Genomic DNA, 3,815 nt, shown 5'->3' on the forward strand with positions numbered 1-3,815 from the left:
ACAGTTCTTAATGGGGAATGCGGCGGTAACGCCGCAAACCTACATAACAAAAAGTGGATATACAGTGAAAGAACCAGTCATTACCCTTACTTTGGAAGAGTACGAAGAGTTGCGCAAGGAACGTGAACGTCTTGAAAAGGAGCATGCGGAACTTCAGAGAAAATACGAAGCCTCTTTGCAGGAGTATTCCCGCCAGGCCGGGGAAATCTCAGCCTGTACAGCCGTCATAGCTGACTTGAGATGGAAATTGGCTGACTTGACACGCCGTTTATGGGGTAAATCCAGTGAAAAACGTCATCTTCCCGAAGATGCCAGCCAATTGAGCATCTGTTTCGAATCCCCGTCCGATGTCAATGACCCGGTAGCGGAAGAACAGAAAATAGCTGAGAAATCTGTCAAATCGGAGAATGGTTACAACCGTTTCCGTAAGAGCTTCACCAAAAAGATTACTCCCCACGCCCGTAAGCCCATCGACCCGTCCCTTCCCCGTGAGGAAATCATCATTCCCATGCCGGAAGGTCTTTCCCTGGAGGGAGCGACAAAGCTGGGGGAGGAAGTGAGCGAACAATATGCCATCAGCCCTGCGCGATTCTATGTGAGACGCATCATCCGCCCTAAATACCGGCTTGCCGACGGTCGTATCATGACTGCTCCCATGCCCGTAATGGCACACCCTCACAGCAATGCGTCGGAAAGTATACTGTCCCACATTGCTACCGCCAAATATTACGATCACCTGCCTCTGCACAGACAGCTGGACATTTTTGAGCGTGAAGGCATCCATCTGAGTCCTTCCACCGTAAGTAACTGGATGATGGCCGCCGCACAGCGTCTGGAGCCGGTCTATAATGAGCTTCGTGAACTGGTCAAGGACAGTTATTACGTCATGGCCGATGAGACGCCCCATCCCGTACTTGAAAGCGACCGTCCCGGTGCCCTTCACCGCGGGTATATGTGGAACTTCTATCTGCCCCGGTTCCATACCCCCTTCTTTGAATACCACAAGGGACGTGGCAGCAGCGGAATAGACACACTGCTGGCAGGACAGGTCCGGGTAGTACAGAGTGACGGTTTTGCAGTATATGACGAGTTCGACACACTACCCGGAAAGTTGCACCTGTGCTGCTGGGCACACGTCAGGCGCAAGTTTGTGGAAGCGGAAGGGAATGACCCTCCCAGAGCAAGGCATGCACTTGAACAAATAGGCAGACTGTATGCCGTGGAGGAAAAAATCAGGATAGAACATCTGGAAGGCGGGGCTGTAGTAAAGCTTCGCCGGGAAGAATCGTACCCTATTATCAAAGGACTGGAAAAATGGTGCAAGGAGGAATATGAACATACGGTTGAGAAATCGCCTATTGCCAAGGCAATATTCTATATGTACACACGATTTGAACAACTGTCCGGATATGTCAATGACGCACAATTCTGCATTGACAATAATCCGGTGGAGCGTTCTATAAGACCATTGACTTTGAACAGAAAAAACACTCTTTTCTCCGGATCACATGAGGCGGCACATGCAGCGGCAATATTCTTTTCACTGATGGGATGTTGCAGGGAAAATAAGGTGAACCCGAAACTATGGATGCAGGACGTGTTGATTAGGGTACAGGAGAAAGAAAGAGAAGAGAAAAACGACTACTCCGATTTACTGCCATTTAATTGGAAAGGATAAACAAGAAAGATTGATAAAGCCAAAAGCCAGACGTACTTCGTCTGGCTTTTGGCTTTATTATAGCTTGGAAAGAAACACGCACGAGGCCGAATGCTTACTATTTTATTGATAATTACTAACAGCCGACTGGAGTTGTCCAATCAGCCGACCCTTGTCGTCCAATCGGACAACTTCCGTCAGCTGATTGGACAACTCCAGCCGGCTTCTTATATGTAAGCTGTTTTAATTTGATAGGACTGACATATCCGATGCGAAAGTTGCTAAACCGGAATCCACGGCTGAGCGACAAGGAGAACGGAAGAATCCGTAGGAAGAGGAGTCTGAAAACGTCAGATAAAGGAGGAGATGTAGGAAATAGGCGATATGATAGAATATTGTCTTTTTTAGACAAAATATTCGCTTTCTATTTATTAATAAGTGTGTTTATTTGTGGGCATGATACATATTGGTATGAAGGTTACACATCATTTACAATAGATATGAAAAGAAAAATGACAATTTTAGGGATACTTTGTATGAGTATGCCAATCGTAATGGGACAACAAAGCTCATTTAGCGATCAAGAACGAAAAACATCCGATACTGCCGTTTATTTGGATACGAATAGACCAATCGAAGAGCGAGTGAAAGATGCATTGAACCAGATGACCCTTGAAGAAAAGGTGAAGATGATTCATGCTCAGTCTAAATTTAGTTCGGCAGGCGTTCCCCGTCTCGGAATCCCCGAAGTATGGGCTACCGACGGTCCTCACGGTATCCGTCCGGAAGTGTTGTGGGATGAATGGGATCAGGCGGGATGGACAAACGACTCCTGTATTGCCTATCCGGCACTGACGTGTCTTGCTGCTACATGGAATCCCGAAATGTCGCACCTTTATGGGAAAGGTATCGGTGAAGAGGCGCGTTATCGCAAGAAGGATATCTTGTTGGGCCCCGGTGTGAATATCTACCGTACTCCCTTGAACGGACGTAACTTCGAGTATATGGGAGAAGACCCGTATCTATCCGCCACTATGGTGGTTCCTTACATCAAAGGTGTACAAGAGAACGGGGTAGCTGCCTGTGTGAAGCATTATGCATTGAACAATCAGGAGTTCAACCGTCATACCACTAATGTGCAATTGAGTGATCGTGCTCTTTATGAAATATACCTGCCTGCTTTTAAAGCGGCTGTTCAGGAAGGTGGAACATGGTCGATTATGGGCTCTTATAATCTTTATCAGGGACAGCACGCTTGTCACAACAAACGTCTGCTTAAAGATATTCTTCGTGATGAATGGGGTTTTGATGGCGTTGTAGTGTCTGACTGGGGAGGTGTGCACAACACCGAACAGGCTATTCACAATGGTATGGACTTGGAATTTGGTTCCTGGACGAACGGACTGTCTGCCGGAACGAGAAATGCGTATGATAATTATTACCTTGCTTTCCCTTACCTGAAACTGATAAAAGAGGGTAAAGTAGGAACAAAGGAACTGGACGAAAAGGTTAGCAATGTCCTTCGTCTGATATTCCGTACTTCAATGGATCCGCACAAACCGTTCGGCTCTTTAGGTTCTCCCGAACACGGACAAGCCGGACGTGAGATAGCTGAAGAAGGAATTGTCTTGTTGCAGAACAACGGTAACGTATTGCCTATCGATTTGAATAAAGCGAAGAAAATAGCAGTGATCGGTGAAAATGCGATAAAGATGATGACTGTGGGCGGTGGTAGTTCTTCTTTGAAAGTGAAATATGAGATTTCTCCGTTGGATGGACTGAAAAGCCGTGTGGGCTCAAAAGCGGAAGTGGTATATGCCCGTGGGTATGTAGGCGATCCGACAGGAGAGTATAACGGTGTGAAAACCGGTCAGGATTTGAAGGACAACCGTTCGGAAGATGAACTGCTCGCTGAGGCTTTGCAAGTGGCTAAAGATGCTGACTATGTTATCTTCTTCGGTGGCTTGAACAAGAGCAATCATCAGGACTGTGAAGATTCGGACCGTACCTCTTTGGGTTTGCCATACGCGCAGGATAGAGTGATAAGCGAACTGGCAAAGGTGAATAAAAACCTGATTGTTGTCAATATCTCCGGCAATGCAGTGGCTATGCCTTGGGTGAATGAAGTGCCTGCTATTGTTCAAGGTTGGTTCCTGGG

The 3,815-nt window shown here is 46.9% G+C and carries 2 protein-coding genes; both read left to right on the forward strand.

The window, feature by feature from the left end:
• Nucleotides 1–64: 64 nt before the first annotated feature.
• Nucleotides 65–1,678 (forward strand): IS66 family transposase, encoded by a 1,614-nt coding sequence (gene tnpC, locus DW173_RS19635; protein ID WP_120145089.1) that lies wholly within the window; start codon nucleotides 65–67, stop codon nucleotides 1,676–1,678.
• A 533-nt stretch (nucleotides 1,679–2,211) separates the two neighbouring features.
• Nucleotides 2,212–3,815: glycoside hydrolase family 3 protein (locus tag DW173_RS19640; RefSeq protein WP_233562247.1), on the forward strand; the 1,604-nt coding region annotated here is incomplete at its 3' end.

Source organism: Bacteroides sp. AM16-13 (assembly GCF_003602705.1).
Taxonomy (GTDB): domain Bacteria; phylum Bacteroidota; class Bacteroidia; order Bacteroidales; family Bacteroidaceae; genus Bacteroides; species Bacteroides xylanisolvens.